Source organism: Streptomyces sp. NBC_01276 (assembly GCF_041435355.1).
GTDB lineage: Bacteria > Actinomycetota > Actinomycetes > Streptomycetales > Streptomycetaceae > Streptomyces.
The window spans coordinates 4,106,636-4,121,688 of record NZ_CP108442.1 but is presented as its reverse complement, the minus strand read 5'-3'; the positions used below and the strand labels follow the sequence as shown (position 1 = coordinate 4,121,688).

15 protein-coding genes and 1 tRNA gene are annotated in these 15,053 nt (G+C 71.2%); 6 read left to right on the top strand and 10 right to left on the bottom strand.

All coding sequences use genetic code 11. The features are described 5' to 3' along the window. Positions 1-517 precede the first annotated feature (517 nt). Positions 518-982 carry a hypothetical protein gene (locus OG295_RS18335; RefSeq protein ID WP_329383176.1) on the top strand — a complete coding sequence of 155 codons (465 nt, stop codon included), beginning with the start codon at positions 518-520 and terminating at the stop codon, positions 980-982. A gap of 241 nt (positions 983-1,223) precedes the next feature. Here the strand turns inward: OG295_RS18335 and OG295_RS18330 are convergent, their stop codons facing one another. The 4 genes from OG295_RS18330 to OG295_RS18315 form a co-directional block, all read right to left on the bottom strand. Next, the gene (locus OG295_RS18330; RefSeq protein WP_329383173.1) at positions 1,224-1,703 is read right to left on the bottom strand and encodes an ASCH domain-containing protein; all 480 of its coding nucleotides are present in this window, start codon (positions 1,701-1,703) and stop codon (positions 1,224-1,226) included. Next, positions 1,700-3,757 (bottom strand): GNAT family N-acetyltransferase, encoded by a 2,058-nt coding sequence (locus OG295_RS18325; protein WP_329383171.1) that lies wholly within the window; start codon positions 3,755-3,757, stop codon positions 1,700-1,702. The genes OG295_RS18330 and OG295_RS18325 overlap by 4 nt, the downstream gene beginning before the upstream one ends. A gap of 122 nt (positions 3,758-3,879) precedes the next feature. Beyond that, positions 3,880-4,491: a restriction endonuclease gene (locus tag OG295_RS18320; RefSeq protein ID WP_371677834.1), complete on the bottom strand. Its 612-nt coding sequence runs from the start codon at positions 4,489-4,491 to the stop codon at positions 3,880-3,882. 209 nt (positions 4,492-4,700) lie between these two features. Beyond that, positions 4,701-5,249: a hypothetical protein gene (locus tag OG295_RS18315; protein WP_329383165.1), complete on the bottom strand. Its 549-nt coding sequence runs from the start codon at positions 5,247-5,249 to the stop codon at positions 4,701-4,703. A 242-nt stretch (positions 5,250-5,491) separates the two neighbouring features. Between OG295_RS18315 and OG295_RS18310 the strand changes: the two genes are divergently transcribed. Beyond that, positions 5,492-5,558 (top strand) — tRNA-Pro (locus OG295_RS18310). Positions 5,559-5,927: 369 nt separating this feature from the next. After that, complete coding sequence (locus tag OG295_RS18305; protein WP_371677833.1) at positions 5,928-6,371, top strand: luciferase family protein; 444 nt, start codon at positions 5,928-5,930, stop codon at positions 6,369-6,371. A gap of 71 nt (positions 6,372-6,442) precedes the next feature. On the opposite strand, the gene OG295_RS18300 is transcribed toward OG295_RS18305, so the two are convergent. Then, positions 6,443-6,970, bottom strand: a complete 528-nt coding sequence (locus tag OG295_RS18300) for a hypothetical protein (RefSeq protein ID WP_371677832.1) — start codon at positions 6,968-6,970, stop codon at positions 6,443-6,445. Positions 6,971-7,140: 170 nt separating this feature from the next. On the opposite strand from OG295_RS18300, the gene OG295_RS18295 reads away from it, so the two are divergent. Continuing rightward, positions 7,141-7,677: a potassium channel family protein gene (locus tag OG295_RS18295; RefSeq protein ID WP_371677831.1), complete on the top strand. Its 537-nt coding sequence runs from the start codon at positions 7,141-7,143 to the stop codon at positions 7,675-7,677. A gap of 224 nt (positions 7,678-7,901) precedes the next feature. On the opposite strand, the gene OG295_RS18290 is transcribed toward OG295_RS18295, so the two are convergent. From OG295_RS18290 to OG295_RS18280, 3 genes are read right to left on the bottom strand one after another with little or no spacing between them, the layout of a single operon-like run. Next, positions 7,902-8,495, bottom strand: a complete 594-nt coding sequence (locus tag OG295_RS18290) for an HD domain-containing protein (protein ID WP_371677830.1) — start codon at positions 8,493-8,495, stop codon at positions 7,902-7,904. 9 nt (positions 8,496-8,504) lie between these two features. Then, on the bottom strand, positions 8,505-9,803 hold the full coding sequence (codA, locus tag OG295_RS18285) for a cytosine deaminase (protein ID WP_371677829.1): 1,299 nt from the start codon (positions 9,801-9,803) through the stop codon (positions 8,505-8,507). Between the two features lie 58 nt (positions 9,804-9,861). Further along, the gene (locus tag OG295_RS18280; protein WP_158740609.1) at positions 9,862-10,029 is read right to left on the bottom strand and encodes a hypothetical protein; all 168 of its coding nucleotides are present in this window, start codon (positions 10,027-10,029) and stop codon (positions 9,862-9,864) included. A 119-nt stretch (positions 10,030-10,148) separates the two neighbouring features. Between OG295_RS18280 and OG295_RS18275 the strand changes: the two genes are divergently transcribed. Both OG295_RS18275 and OG295_RS18270 read left to right on the top strand, forming a co-directional pair. Continuing rightward, positions 10,149-11,975, top strand: coding sequence for a prolyl oligopeptidase family serine peptidase (locus OG295_RS18275; protein ID WP_371677828.1), 1,827 nt, complete (start codon positions 10,149-10,151; stop codon positions 11,973-11,975). A gap of 100 nt (positions 11,976-12,075) precedes the next feature. Next, a complete protein-coding gene (locus OG295_RS18270) occupies positions 12,076-12,873 on the top strand; it encodes an SURF1 family protein (RefSeq protein ID WP_371677827.1) in 798 nt (265 codons plus the stop codon). 102 nt (positions 12,874-12,975) lie between these two features. On the opposite strand, the gene OG295_RS18265 is transcribed toward OG295_RS18270, so the two are convergent. Together OG295_RS18265 and OG295_RS18260 are read right to left on the bottom strand one after the other, a co-directional pair. Then, positions 12,976-14,136, bottom strand: coding sequence for a hypothetical protein (locus OG295_RS18265; RefSeq protein WP_371677826.1), 1,161 nt, complete (start codon positions 14,134-14,136; stop codon positions 12,976-12,978). Next, a complete protein-coding gene (locus OG295_RS18260) occupies positions 14,133-14,681 on the bottom strand; it encodes a SigE family RNA polymerase sigma factor (protein ID WP_371681225.1) in 549 nt (182 codons plus the stop codon). Before OG295_RS18260 ends, OG295_RS18265 begins: the two co-directional genes overlap by 4 nt. Positions 14,682-15,053: the final 372 nt, after the last annotated feature.

Genomic DNA, 15,053 nt, shown 5'->3' with positions numbered 1-15,053 from the left:
TCCAGCAGGACTTTGCTGTCTGACCTGGGGGTTCGCCGGGCGGTCGGAGTCACTAACCGTGGCTCACACGGTGCACCTCGCCATCTGCGGATGGAACACCGCCGTGGCTGGGCAGCTGACCCCGCCCACGCTGGTCGACCCTGAGCGGCAGGCTGAAGATCGCGCAGGCGCTGCTCGACGCCGGCCAGGCCATCGAGGTCGTAGACGAGGACGAGTTCCTCCGCCGTCTCCGGGCCTGACCGGTCCCTCCGGGCGGCAAGAGCCCAGGTCACCCGGGTCAGATGCGTGAGCGATGCGTGAGCGATGCGACGGGAAGGCGGGGTCTGGAGCGGATCCAGCAGCACTTGCCGGGACTTTTAATCCGATAGTTGCCGGTTCGAGTCTCGGCGACGGCCACCTTTGGCGGCCCAGGAACGGCTGGAGTGGAAGGATCGGAAAGCGATTCCACTGGCGTACAACCATTGCCTACGGTGAGCGATCGACTCTTGCGCACACAGTCACTGCACAGGGGAGAACCGTGAACCACCGCACCGCCATCGCCGTACTCTCGGCCGTCATCGCCACTGCCTCACTGACCGCCTGCGGCACCGACAAGGGCGCCGACAAGGCGTCGGCGAAGACGCCCAGCGCTGCTGCTCCGAGCAGCCCCGCCACACCTACGGCGACGGGTAGCCCGTCGGCCGCCGCCGAGGCGCCCAAGGGTAAGGGGATTCCGCCCAAGCCGGATGCGGCGACGCAGGCAAAGTACATCGCCGCCCTGACAGCCATCGACCCGGACGTCGTCAACACCAAGCCTGACAAGGCAGTCGACCGCGGCCGCAACCAGTGCGAGACGATCGCTAACTTCCCCACCGACAAACAGAAGCAGACCGACCTCACGAACCAGCGGTTCACGTCGCCCACCCACCCGGACGGATTCGGGCAGGCCAAGGCGGCCAAGATCCTGGACGCGGTGCACACGCACCTCTGCCCCACGTACTAGGCAGCCTCCACCGCGGCCACCGGGCCCGGCTGCGGCGCCGCTGACGCTTCCGGGCCACCCCTCCGTGGTTGCAGTTCTGGTTGCATTCGCCTCCGTCCGGACGTGTTCGGCCGGAGACCACGAAAGCGGTACGACGCAGGTCAGGACGTGTCCGGGCGGCCCTGCCGGACGGTGTACGAACATTTGGAAAGCGTGTTGGGACAATCTCTCGGAGCACGCCAGCCACCGCAAAAGAGGGCCTCTACGCTGGTACGAGTTCGCTCAGGACGCCGCGCAGGGTCGAGTCGGCGTTGGGCGCGGCCATGGCCATCAGCTGCAGGTCGTCGCACTTCAAGTACCGGTAGCTCTGTGGCGGGTGGAAGGGACCGGTGGCCCGTAGTGCGGTGAGGGGGACAGGAGCATCGAAGGTCACGGGGTCCTCCAAGGTGAGCCCGCTGGCCCGCGTGGCGCCGGACATGTAGGCGTCGTACTCGCGCCTGCTGATTCCAGCGCGAGTACGGCTCGCTGACCACACTTCTCGGGGCGAAGCGACCTGCACCGAAGCGATGCGCGCCATGCCCACGATCGCCATCGTGGGCGCCGTGGCATAGAGGAGCACCGCCGTGCCGGGAGGGGCGGCGACGCGCTGTCGCCGCACCTCCACCGTCTTGCTCCCGGCCAGGATCGCCGTCGCGAACCGGGGGTGGACGGACAGCAGCATCGCGCGCTCCGGATCGCTCACGTCTTTCGGTGCCCCTCTTCGTAAACCGCCTGGAACAGCGCGTTGCTGATCTTCGTCAGCGAGATCAGTGACAACGGTAGTCCCAGACTCTGTGCCAGCAGGTTCAAACGTCCGAGCGTCACCGGCACCGGGAAGAGCTCGGTGTCCGAGAACCTCAACGCCATGGCCCTGCCGGAGGAATCGGCTGCCTCACGGACTTGGTCACGACCATATACGCCCAGGTGTTCGAATTGCGAGAAGAGGATGTCAGGTTCGTCGATCAACACCTCGTCCAGCCGCGAGCATCCGATCACCACCTGCCCTTGCTGCCCTTTAGGTCCCTTGCTGACGTACCAGAGGAGGCGGGCGGGGACACTCTCATTCCGGTGGCCGGAGGAGCGGTAGTAGACGTGTTCCCGGCTGATTCCCAGTACCTCATCGCGAGGCACGAGCATCGTGGGGAAGTCGAACAGCTCCGCAGACCAGCGCGGTTCGATGGGCACACTGAAGGACCGCAGCTCGGAGTCTGTGATCTTCGCAGGCCACCAGGATCGCTCGGCGACACTCGCCACCTCGGCGGACAGTCCCTCGTGAAGCACCGGCACGGTGAGGCCCAGACGACTCGAGATCTCACCGGCCGCACGGGACACCGCGTCGGCGGAGCCAGAGACGTCGATCAGCAACGCGGTGAGGCCGCCCTCGTGCTCGGCAAAGCCATCCGCGCCCGCGGCCGTTCCCGCCGCAGGCGAGGGGAAGGGGTCGGTGATCCGGACCACCTGCGCCCCGCGCTCACGACCGAGGCGCTTGAGCATGAACAGCAGCTGCCGGGCGAGGGATTCCTCCAGAGCATGCGATGCCGTGCGTAGAAGGGGCACAGTCAGGGTGCGCCCGTCCAGGGCCCAGACGTACAGGGCCACCGGGTGGCCATCACCATCTCGCAGCAGCTCCCGACGCCACAGCACGGCATCAGTGACGAAGCCTTTCAGCCGATCCTCGAAGGCGGATCCCTGATCGCCACCGGCCTGGTTGAAAAAGGCCACCAGTTCAGCCTCATTGCCTGGCGCGACCTCTGCCGCAGAGAACGCCGTACCCAACAGGTCCGCGGGCCGGTAGACCTGCGCTTGGCGCAGCTCATCGACGTGGAGGGTCACCACGGACGGCGCTACGACCTTGACGCGGGCGATATCCCAGGCGACGTCGGCCAATTGTGCGAGCGCAGGATCACGCGTCACCAACACCTGAAGACCGGCGCAGGAGGTCTCGGCCACATACCGCAAGCGGCTTCGCGTGCCCGCGTCGAGCACCACACCCGGCGCGTTCTTTACCAGGGCGGCCAGCAGCTCTTCGTGCCGGGCCGCCACGCCGTCCGAATCAGGAGTGATCTGCCTCATCCCTGCCAGGCCGGCGCGTTGATGCTGCCGCTCCCCACGGTCTGCGACATCGCGTACGTCGTGCAGCAACTGCGGGGTAAAGGCGAGCTCGATCAGGTCGGAGAGCCAGCCTGCCTCAAGTGCCCGCGACTCCTCGACCGCACGCCCGGTGCCACCTCCCCTCAGGCCGGCAAAGACGCTGTGGTCCACGGTCACCACGAGCAACGCATCGCTCTGGGCCTCGGCGAACAGGTCCTGATGCCCCAGGTCCAACCACCAGGTGTCCAAGGTTTCCTGGTCTCGACCGCGGCCAAGGCCCTCGCCACGGGGTACGAAGCCCAACTTGGTCCACATTCCGCTGAGTCCGTAGTCGCGGCGGCACCTTGCCCTGATGCCGAGGCGCTGTGCATGGCGCTCGCGGATGGCCTGGATCAGCAGGCGAGCGATGCCCTTTTCGCGGTGCTCTTCGGCCACGCACAGATGCGCCAGACGCACGTGCTGACTGCGCTTCGGAAGACCGAACAGCGTGTAGCCGACGACCTCTTCCCCCTCCATGGCGAGGAGGAGGCCTCCGTCCTCGGCTGCCTTGCGGTAGGCGGGCGGGGTCAGCAACCCCAGCCGCTTGGTGTACCGGTCTCCCAGGGCAACGACTGCGTCGATCCAGCCGGCCTGCTCCCCCGACACCGGCAGCACCTTGATCGCCATGAATTCCCCCTCCGGATATGGCCGATCTTTCGTCCACACTGCACACCCCGGGCGCGGCATCGGCCTAGCCCCTTTTTGATCAATTTCGGCCCGATCGGCCGGGACCACTCCCTGGAACGTCTCTACGAGGAGTACGTGTCCCTCCACCGCTGGTGATGGCGTCGGTCTCCCTGGCCCAGGCCGTTCACATCGCGGAGCGACAGGAGCGTGGCTCCGTTGTTCCACTGCCCCAGGTGGTCACGGTGGACCGCCAAGACGCCGTTCTGCACCGCGGTCCGGACTGAAGGGCCGCTGAAGTAGGTGGTCGTCACGAAGATGGCGACCTCGGCGCCGAAGTGCACCCGCGTACCGAGAAGGTCCCGTATCTCGCGACTGGGGATCCGACGCTTGGGAGTGTTGCGCTTGCACTGGATCACCATGGTCCTTCCGTCGGGCAGCCTTCCCAGCACATCCGCACCGTCGTCGTGAGAGCGCCCCACACGCTTGAGATCCGTACATCCGTCACGCCGGCACAGTTCCAGAACGAAGTCCTCGAACTCCCCGCCATCCATCCGGTCCACCTCGGCGAGTGTGCGGTGCCCCGCCTTCACCGCCTCCTCGTGCCGCCATTGCCCGTCGCTTCGACGTAACAGCCGGTCCATGCGCCAAAGCCGCCAGCCGACCATTGCCGCTGTGGCCAGAACCATGGCTCCCACGACGTAGGGCCAGATCTGTGCCCAGAGAGCCACCAGCACAGTGGCAATGCAGGCGCCGGAGATCAGGACCGCCCGCCTCCTGGCCTCACGTTTCCGCCGGGCTGTCGAGCGACGTCGCCCTCGTCCACCCACTTCGGCCTCCCTCCCGCCTCCCAGGAGTGTGAGCACCTCACCGCCTACGCGTAAGAGCGCCCATTGGCCATCGCTCAGGCCAGGACGGCCAGCGCCCAGGCGCCGTACGGCGGGCCTCAGCGAACAGCAGCCGCACAGTCGGCTGCGCCCACGTCACGCAGTGTGTCCTGCGGACTCCGACCGGGCGGGACCACCAGCAGGCCGTCGACCACCAGGGCCTCGGTCAGCAGATGGCCGTTGGGCCCGTCAGCGCGCACGATCCGGAGTCGCCTCTTCTCTGCGAAGACGTACAGCTGCGCAGCGGCGAAGATGCGAAGAAACTCCTGTGCGGTACCGACGGGATCACCAAAGCGGTCGATCCGGCCCAGGAATTCCCCCACCAGGTCCCGGAAGGCTCCACCGTGCTCTTGGGCCGCCTCGACCATCGCATCGGCCTCCGGCCCTTCGGTGAAGGCGGTGCGGGCCATCAGGAACTCGCGCGCTTCAATCGCCGACATCCGCCTCGGGTCATAGGACATCGTGATTCCGGCCTCCGTCTTCTGGAGCACCGCGGGCGTGGCATCGGACAGTTCCACCTGCTCGAAGGCAGCGTGCAGGCGCTCCGTGGAAGAACCGTCGATCCCCAGCAGCGGAGGCACCTCGGGAGCCACATCAGCGTGCGTCATGCGAAGTCCTCTTTCGGCTGGTGAGTTGCCGTGCTCGGCGCACAGCCGGTATCAGCGGGCACCACGCCTCAGACACCTTCCGCAGTTCGCCGGTCACGCGATCACCACCCTCAAGGAGCACGCCTCGATCAGACGCCCGACCTCGGCGGCTGGGAGAAATCTGGGAGATGATCTTGCTTCAAGGGGGCTCCAGGACCCACTCAGACCACGGGACACCAACGCTCTGACCTGCGGAGATTGCAAACACGCAGCGTCGGCGCGCGGCCGTACTTCGTTCGGGACGAAGAGGTCGTGGGTTCAAATCCCGCCACCCCGACTTCGTAAGACCAGGTCAAGGGCTTGATCCGCATCGCGGATCGGGCCCTTCCTGCGTTTCCGGGTGATCGTTCGGAAGACACCCGGGGGATCCGCCGCGAAAGGGCGGCCGGCCTTCTCGTGGAGCGGCTCGGCCTCCGTGGAGGCCTCCTCACGGCCGGTCGACCATGGCTCGCGGCGCAGTGCGATCACCCCTCGCCCGGGGCCTCCTCCGAATCGCGCCCTGCCAGTGAGGCCGCCGCCGACGGGCTGCGCCGCGTCCTCGACCGGCTCTCCACCAAGGCGAACGCCGGGAGCCCGCATGCTGCAGCTCCGTCGACCGTTCACCCTGCGGCCGGGTCACCGGCCCGAAAGGACACCTTCATGCTGACCCTGACTCCCCGCGAAGGCGTGGCTCCGCGCGTCTTCGGTCCGGCCCCGCACGGCCAGGGCTCCCAGATCTCCCCGATCATGCTGCAGGAGGAGCTGTGGGAACGGATGCGCGCGCTGCCGTACGTCTACATGGCCCCCACGCTCGTCTCGGTCCCGCACGCCCGTGCGCTGTTCCTGCCCGAGGGCATCGGCACGGGCCCCGCCGAAGCCTTCCAGGGGGGCCGGGAGTGGGGCCACATCCATCCCCACCACGACGGCTCGCTCCACGTCACGCTCCCGCCGGAGACCGAGGCCGACGTCATCGCCGCGGGCTGGGGCGTACACCACCCCGTCCAGGACGTGACGCTCGTCTACGGGCCCAGGACCGCGGCGGAGTTGGAGACCGTCTGGCAGATCGTCCAGGCGTCCTACCGGTACGCGATGGGCGCGAAGTGACCCCGGCCGGGACGTAGGACCAGGTCAAGGGCCTGATCCGGATGGCGGATCAGGCCCTCTCCCGAGCGGTGCTACGGGAGTGCCTCCGCGACACCCTCGACGATCATCATCCACATGGGCTGACCCCCGGTCCCGAACGCCGAGGCCAGGGCGTAGCCGATCGAGGCGTCCACGGGGCGGACCTCGGCGGTGTCCCGCCATTCCGCGAGGACCAGTTCGTCTCCGTCGGAGGAGAAGTCGCCGAGGTGCAGGCCGTCGCGAGTCAGCCGGCTGCCGGGTACCGAATCGGGGACCATGCGGTAGCCCACTCCCTCGAACTCCACGTCCACCCGGTAGGAACGCCTGCTCAGCGCGCCCTTGGCCGGCCTCAGCACGGCTGCACGTCCGTCGACCGTCATCGTCAGGTGCTCGGGGTCGCGGGTGCCTATGGCGATCCGCGGGTCCGCTTCCGCGCCGGGGGCCCGCCGCAGGACCACGCGTGGGACGCCCTCGCCCCGGACTTCGACGCGGTCCTGTCCTTCCTGGCGGACGGTGATCACGCCGAAGCGCGTGTCCTCGATGGGAGTACGGCCGCTGCGGCCCCGGTCCGCGTCGTTCATGGGTCGAGTCCTTCGTTGCCGGTGGAGCTGGCGGGGCGTCACCGATGACGCTGCCGGGGCCGATTCTCCCCGGTGGGGCGGCGGCTGAGGTGCGACGGGGGGCGAGCGGTGTTGCAATGCTGGAGGGCCACCGCCGGAGGGGCGGGCCGCCGGAGCACGGGAGGAGGGCCATGAGTGGCGACGGTTCCTCCCGACGGCGGCAGCGGCAGATCCTGGGCCACTTGGCGTGCATCGTCGCCTCGCCGACCGTGCTGACCGCGCTCTACTACGTGGCCCCGCTCGACCACGGCTTCGACGATCTGTCCTTCGGAGCCCTGCTGGGCGGGCTGGTCCTGTTCGGGGCCCTGGTGGCCTGGCAGGCCTCCGCCATCAGCCGTTCGGAGTATCCGCGGCTGCGGGCGATCGAGGCGCTGGCCACCGCCGTGCCCCTGTTCCTGCTGCTGTTCTCGGCGTCGTACGTCCTGGTCTCGGACGGGAATCCGCAGTCGTTCTCGGAACCCCTGGACCGGACCGCCGCCCTGTACTTCACGGTGACGGTGTTCGCGACCGTCGGCTTCGGCGACATCGTGCCGACGACCCCCACCGGCCGGGTGCTGACGACCCTGCAGATGGTGGCCGACCTCGTCGTGGTGGGCATCGTCGCCAAGGTGCTCTTCGGCGCGGTGCGGATCGGGCTCACCCGTCACCCGGGACGGCATGAACCGTGAGCACGGCGCGGCCCGCGGAGGCGCTCCGGCCGGCGGACGTGCTGAAGGCCCCCGGACACCTGAAGCCCCTGCCGCTCTGCGCGCCCGTCACCCCGCCATGATCACCAGCGGGGTCACGGCGGCGATGCCCAGCAGCAGGTCGTGGCGCCCTGATCACCACCGAGCTGCTGCCGGGCGGCCCGCGGCCCGGCGGCTGAGGAACCCGGCGCGTACCGACCCGCCCCTTACGCGTCCAGCGGGTTCGCGGCGATGCGCCGGGCCGCGCCGCCCGCCACGTACGCGGCCGCCGCGCAGGCGGGCTTGCGTACGGCCTGGTCCTCGACCAGGGCCAGGAAGGCCGGGCCGAAGCCGAGGCGCGGGTAGTGCTCCAGCAGGCCGTCCCGGAAGGCGGGGTCGAAGTCGGGGACGCGCAGCCCCGACACGTCCGCGCTCGTGCCCACCTGGAGGAGGTGGCTCTCGACGTCCTCGGCGGCGGTGACGTCGTCGCGCATGTGCAGCACGATCACCTCCTGCGCCCGCGCCCGCCGCTGCGGCGCCCAGCCCAGCCCCGCGGTGAAGATCCGGGCCACGTGCCCGCCGGCCTCCTCGAAGGGGAGGGTGTGGCTGTCGAAGGGCGGGGTCAGGCCCAGGTCGTGCAGCAGGGCGCTGACGTAGAGGAGTTCGGCGTCGTGGGCGAGCCCGTGCCGGCGCGCGTACTCGGCGCCGAAGGCGTAGGAACGGACGGAGTGGTTGAGCAGGGCCGGATCGGCGTACTCCGAGGCGGCTTCGAAGGCCGAACGGGCCGTGTCGGAGTCGAGGTTGTGAAGGGTCCACGTCATGGGAGCACCCTAGGCGGACGGGATGAAGTCCACCTCGGACGGCTCCTCCCCCGGCCAGGACAGCCGTGTCGGCGCGGGCCGGGTCTCGGCGAGGACGCTGCCGCGCGATACGACGTAGCGCGGCCGGACCTGACGGCGGATCGCCTCCTCGGGTGTGGGCGCGGGCAGGAGCACGAAGGAGGCGGGGGCGCCCTCCGTGATCCCGTACTCCGAGGCGTCGAGGCCGAGCACACGGGCCGCACGGTCCGTCACCATCGAGAAGGCGGCCGGGATCTCGTCGGCTCCGGTGAGCTGGGCGGCGTAGAGGCCGACGAGGGCGGTCTGGAGAGGGTTTCCGGTGCCGAGCGCGTTCCAGGGGTCCATCACGTCGTCGTGGCCGAAGGCCACGTTGACCCCGGCGGCCAGCATCTCCTTGACCTGGGTGAGGCCGCGGCGGCGTGGATAGCCGTCGAAGCGGCCCTGGAGGTTGAGGTTGGCGAAGGGGTTGGAGACCAGGTTGATGCCGGAACGGGCCAGCAGCCGCTGGAGCTTGTAGCTGTACGCGCCGTTGTAGGAGCCCATCGCCGTCGTGTGCGAGGCGGTCGCGCGCCCGGCGAGGCCCGAGCGCAGCGCCAGGGTCGCCAGCACCTCCACGAAGCGGGACTGCTCGTCGTCGATCTCGTCGCAGTGGGCGTCGACGCGCAGTCCGTGCTCCTCGGCCAGCGCGAACGCGGTCCGCAGCGAGGCGACCCCGTCCTCGCGGGTGTCCTCGAAGTGCGGGATCGCCCCGACGACGTCCGCCCCGCGCGCCACGGCCTCGCGCAGCAGCGCCTCGCCGTCGGGGAAGGAGACGATGCCCTCCTGGGGGAAGGCCACGATCTGGAGCGTCATCACGTCCCGCACCCGGTCGCGGACCTCCAGCAGCGCGTCGAGCGCGGTGAGGGAGGGGTCGGTGACGTCGCAGTGGGTCCGGACGTGGAGGACGCCGTGGGCGGCCTGCCAGCGCAGCACCTGCGTCGCACGCGTGATCACGTCCTCGCGGGTGAGGGTCCGTTTGCGCTCGCTCCAGCAGGCGATGCCCTCCCAGAGGGTGCCGGAGGCGTTGGGGCGCGGCCGGCCGGCGGTCAGGGCGGTGTCGAGGTGGATGTGGGGTTCGACGAAGGGGGCGGTGAGCAGCCCCCCGTGGGCATCTACGAGCACGCCCGTCGCGGGCGGCTCCTTCTGGTCGTCGTGCGGGATCACCCGCGCGATGCGGCCGTCCTCGCCGACCTCGACGTCGGACAGGCCATCGGTGTGGAGGAGCCGGGCACCGCGCACGATCATCCGCATGCGGTCAGCGTACGCACGCGGCGCTCTGTTTCACGTGAAACAACGGCCCGCTCGGTGCTCAGCCGCGCTTCGACTGGGCCTTCTGCTGCATGCCCCTCGTCTTGGCGGCGACCGACTGGACGTCCCGGACGGCGGCCTTGGCACGCGCCTCGGCCGCGGTGTTCTTCGCCAGCGCGCGCTCGGAGTCCTGATGCTCGTGGTGACCGGTGCGAGCCTTCTTGGACATGATCAACACCTCTCGGCTGCCTTGGGCGTACCCCCACCACGATGCTCCCCTTCGCCACCGTCGGCATCCCGGAACCGCTCCGGCGCATCGCTCCCGCCGGTGCGGCAAGAATGGAGGGCATGACCAGCGACAGCGATCTGACCCCCGGCGCAGCCGCCGAGACGCCCGAGATGCCCGACTGGGAGAAGCGCTTCCGGGCGCCGCGCGTCGGGCTCCCCGACTGGGCGGAGGACGCCCCGGACCGCTCGCTCTTCGTCTCGAACGCCACCGGGACGTACGAGCTCTACGCCTGGGACCGTGTCACCGGCACGCAGCGCCAGGCCACCGACCGCCCCAACGGCACCACCGACGGCACCCTCTCCCCCGACGGCGAGTGGATCTGGTGGTTCTCCGACACCGACGGCGACGAGTTCGGCACCTGGGTCCGCCAGCCCTTCGCGGGCGGCCCCGACGAGCCCGCCACCCCGGGCCTGGAGGCCTCCTACCCGGCCGGTCTCGCCATCGGTCGCGACGGCACGGCGGTCGTCGGCCGGTCCACGGACGAGGACGGCTCCACCATCCACGTGGTGCGCCCCGACGGCAGCGCCCCCGCCGTCATCTACCGCCACCGCGAGTCGGCCGGCGTCGGCGACCTGTCCCACGACGGGACCCTGCTCGCCATCGAGCACACCGAGCACGGCGACGCGATGCACTCGGCGCTGCGCGTGGTCACCCTCGACGGGACGACCGTCGCGGAGCTCGACGACTCGCGCGGCGGCACCGTGGAGCTCGGCCTGGAGGTGCTCGGCTTCGCCCCGGTCGCCGGGGACACCCGGCTGCTCGTCGGCCACCAGCGTCGCGGCCGCTGGGAGCCGATGGTGTGGGACGTCGCCACCGGCACCCAGGAGGACCTCGCGGTCGAGCTGCCGGGCGACGTGAGCGCCGAGTGGTATCCGGACGGGTCCGCCCTGCTCGTCGCGCACAGCTTCGAGGCGCGCAGCGAACTGTGGCGCTACGACCTGGCCGCGCGGGAACTCGTACGGGTCGACACTCCCCCGGGGTCGGTCAGCGGCGCGACCGCCCGCCCCGACGGGACCGTGGAGTACCAGTGGTCCTCGGCGGCCGAGCCGGCCTCCGTACGGTCCACCGCGGGCGGCGTCGTACTCGACCCGCCCGGCTTCCGTCCGCCGGGCTCGGTGCCCGTGGAGGACGTGTGGGTGGACGGCCCCGGCGGGCGGATCCACGCGCTCGCCCAGCGCCCGGTGGGCCACGGCGAGGGCCCCTTCCCCACGATCTTCGAGATCCACGGCGGCCCGACCTGGCACGACAGCGACTCCTTCCTCGCCACTCCGGCGGCCTGGCTCGACCACGGCTTCGCGGTGGTCCGGGTCAACTACCGGGGATCGACCGGCTACGGGCGCGAGTGGACCGATGCCCTCAAGCACCGGGTCGGCCTGATCGAGCTGGAGGACGTCTCCGCCGTCCGGGAGTGGGCCGTGGCCTCCGGCCTCGCGGACCCCGCGCGCCTCGTCCTGTCGGGCGGCTCCTGGGGCGGGTACCTGACCCTGCTCGGCATCGGCACCCGGCCCGACGACTGGGCGGTCGGGCTGGCCGCCGTACCGGTGGCGGACTACGTGACGGCGTACCACGACGAGATGGAGGCGCTGAAGGCCCTGGACCGCACCCTCTTCGGCGGCACCCCGGAGGAGGTCCCGGAGCGGTTCGAGGCCTCCTCACCGCTGACGTACGTGGACGCGGTCAAGGCGCCCGTCCACATCGCGGCGGGTGTCAACGACCCGCGCTGTCCGATCCGGCAGATCGACAACTACGTGGACCGGCTCGCGGCGCGCGGCGCCGTCCACGAGGTCTACCGCTACGACGCGGGACACGGCTCGCTGGTCGTGGAGGAGCGGATCAAGCAGGTCCGGATGGACCTGGAGTTCGCGCTGAAGCACCTGCCGAGGTGATGCCGCGGGGCTCGGTCGGCCTTCGTTGCTCCCGTCGTGTGCCCGGAGCCCGCCGAGCCCCGGAGGCGGGCTCCGGGCACGGCCCCCGTACGGTGGTGGGGTGCACCGGTTTCTCCTGACCCCGCGCTGGTGGGGGATCAACGTCTTCGTCGCGCTCGCCATCCCCTTCTGCCTGTTCATGGGGACCTGGCAGCTCGGCCGGTTCGAGGACCGCGTCGGCAGCCACCGCGAGGCGAACGCGGAGCGGCCCGCCGACCAGGCGGCCGCACCGCTGGACTCGCTGCTCCCGGTCGACACGAAGACCTCCGGACGGCTCGCTTCGGCGGCCGGTGAGTACGGGCGGCAGCTGCTGGTCCCGGACCGGGAGCTCGACGGCAAGACGGGCTTCTACGTCCTGACCCTGCTGCGGACCGAAGGCGGCAAGACCGTCCCCGTGGTCCGCGGCTGGCTGCCCGGGACGCCGGACCCGGCGAAGGCTCCGGCACCGCCGGCCGGGCGGACCGAGGTCACGGGTGCCCTGCAGTCCTCGGAGAACTCCCAGACCAAGGGCGTGCACGCGCAGGGCGGGCTGCCGTCCGGACAGATCGGGGTGATCGGGTCGGCCACGCTGGTCAACCTGGTGCAGGACCCGCTCTACGACGCCTGGCTGACGGTGCAGACCCCGGCCGACGGAATGCTTCCGGTGCCGGCGAAGGCACCGGTCAACACCGGCCTCGACATGAAGGCCTTCCAGAACCTCGGCTACACCGGCGAGTGGTTCGTCTTCGCCGGATTCGTGCTCTTCATGTGGTTCCGGCTCTACCGGCGCGAAGTCGAGACCCTGCGCGACGCCGAGGCGGGACTGCTCCCGGCGCCGGACCCCGCTCCCGCGGGCGCGCGGGCCGAAGCCCAGGCCTGAGCCCGGGACCGGTGTCCGGGACCGGGACCGGGCTCCGGGACCGCGCAACGGGCCCGGCCCCGCCGGTCCGGCGCCCGGTCCGGCCCGGACGCCGGCTCCGCGCTACGGCGTCGTCTGCGGGATGATGCCCGTCCGGTAGACCGTCCCGCCGCAGGCCTCGGGAATGGTGGTCCGGGTGACCGGATCGCCCGTGGCCGGGGTGTGCGAGACCGCCACTCCGCCCGGCTGGGAGTCCGTACCGCCGGTCTGCGGGTCGGGGCCCGGAGCGGCGGCGGCCGCGGTCCCGTCACCGCCCGGCGCGGCGGCGGGCGCTCCCGTGGCCGTCTCCGTACCGGCCGGCTGCGTGCCGTCGCCCTGCTGGGGCTTGGCCGGCGGGCCGGGGGGTGTCGGGCAGGAGGCTCCCGAGGGCACCCAGGCGAAGCGCACTTCGTACGCCGTGTTCGGCTCCAGGAACAGCACCTGGGTCTCCGCCGACGGGTCGGGCAGCAGCCCGCTCGCCGGGTCGCCCGCCGTGTGGCCGGTGACCGTCACCCCTGCGGACTGCGCGGGCGGCGGCCCGGCGGGGACCGCCGCGGCGGTCACGGTGTCCGGGCCGGTGACCGTACAGCCCTTGGCGGAGACGTTGGTGACCTTGAAACTGCCGAGCACCTTGCCGTCGGGCCCGGGGGCACGGGCACTGCCGGCCACCCCGAGCTGTCCGGCGGTGCAGCCCGCGACGCCGGGGGCGGCGCCCACCGGGGGCGGGCCGTGGCCTGCTCCGTTCGAGGTGCCCGCGACGGCTCCGGCGTCGGACGGGCCGCCCGTCGCCGTACCGCCGGAGGGGGAGCCGCTGACCTGCGGGGACGGCTTGCCGTCGGCGCCGCCCGCCTCCTGGTCCGCGCCGGCGGGCTTCGCGGGCTTCGGCCCGGTCCCGGTCCCGTCGCCGGAGCCGTTCTGGTGCGGGTCGGAGGGGCCGCCGGTCCTGCCGCCCTGTGCCTCGCCGTGACCGGCCATCGCCGAGTGTCCGGCGGCGGCGCCCTGGTCGGTGCCCAGGTGCAGCGCGGCCGGGATCGCGGTGCCGGCCAGCAGGGCCGCCGCAGCCGCCCCGACGAGTGCCTGCCGCTTGCGCGCCCGGCGGACGGGCACCGCGTGGCGCAGCCGCTCCAGGGCCCCCTCGGAGGGTTCCAGGCCCTGCACCGCCCCGGTCAGCAGACTCCGCAGGACCTGCTCGTCACCGGTGCCCGGTGCGGCCGTGCCCCGCGGGTTCTCGTGTTCGTCCCTCATGACTGCGCTGCCTCCATCGCCACCCTCAGCGCGGCAATGCCCCGCGACCCGTACGCCTTGACCGAGCCGAGCGATATCCCGAGCGTCTCGGCGACCTGGACCTCCGTCATGTCCGCGAAGTAGCGCAGCACCAGCACCTCGCGCTGGCGGCGCTGGAGCCCGCGCATCGCCTTGATCAGGTCGTCCCGCTCCAGCTGGTCGTAGGCCCCTTCCTCCGCGCTGGCCATGTCCGGCATCGGCTTGGACAGCAGCTTGAGACCGAGGATGCGGCGGCGCAGCGCGGAACGCGAGAGGTTCACGACGGTCTGGCGGAGATAGGCCAGTGTCTTGTCGCGGTCGCGCACCCGGTTGCGGGCCGAGTGGACGCGGATGAAGGCCTCCTGGACCACGTCCTCGCAGGAGGCCGTGTCGTCGAGGAGCAGCGCGGCCAGGCCCAGCAGGGACCGGTAGTGGGCCTGGTAGGTCTCGGTGAGGTGGTCGACCGTGGTCCCGGCCACGACGGGAGCGCCGTCGGCCGCCGTCTCGGGCGGCGGCGCGGCGGGCACGGCGCCGGCCGCCGCCGTGTCCGGTCCATCGGAAGGTCCGCTGACCGGCCCGCCGGCCGGTCCGCCGGCCGCTTCCGTGGACGCGCTGTCGCGCGGCGCGGGCACGCGCCCGCCGAGGGTCGGCAGGACGGGCGGCACGGCGGCCGGAACGCTTGCCGGCGGGACGGGAACGATCACGGGGAAGCCGCCGGAGCCGCCTGCCGCGAGCGAGCGGCGGCGCGGGGGAACGATCCCGGGGCGCGCCGGTACGACGGCGTATTCCAACAGTGCCTCTGCCACGCCGGTTGGACACGCGTCCCCCCGTGAGGGTTGTACGCGTGCGGCAGAGTAACCAGCAATTTCCCCATTGCCTTCATGCGTACCCGCTCTTCC